Below are 524 nucleotides of genomic sequence, written 5' to 3' on the forward strand. Positions count from 1 at the left end.
GTGCGCGAGCGCATGCAGTCGATCCTGGTCGACACCTTCTCCGCCGAGAACGCCGAGTTCTCGGTCCAGCTCTCCGAGTCCGTGCTCGCGCGCATCCACTTCATCGTGCGCCTGGCCAAACCCGGCAAGCCGAGCTACGACCACGACGACCTCGAACGGCGCCTGGCGCACACCATGCACAGCTGGCGCGACGACCTCAGCGAGGCGATGCTGGAGTACTTCGGCGAGGCCCGCGGCAACCGCCTGCTGCAGCGCTACGGCGACGGATTCAGCGCCGCCTACCGCGAGGACACCGTGCCCCGCGCGGCGATCCACGACGTCGAGCGCCTGGAGCACATCAGCGGGCCGGACGACCTGGGGATCGTGCTCTACCGCCCGCTGGAGGCACCGCCGGAGATCCTGCGCCTGCGGCTGTTCCAGTACGAGCGCCCGATCGTGCTCTCCGATGCCCTGCCGGTGCTCGAGCACATGGGCGTGGAGGTCGTCGACGAGCGCCCCTACGAGGTACACCTGCAGCGCGGCGG

1 pseudogene is annotated in these 524 nt (G+C 69.8%); it reads left to right on the forward strand.

Features of this window, described 5'->3' with window-relative positions:
• Positions 1-524, forward strand: a pseudogene (locus tag G7A99_RS24475) (NAD-glutamate dehydrogenase domain-containing protein); the annotation flags it as partial.

It is taken from the genome of Arhodomonas sp. KWT (assembly GCF_010993615.1).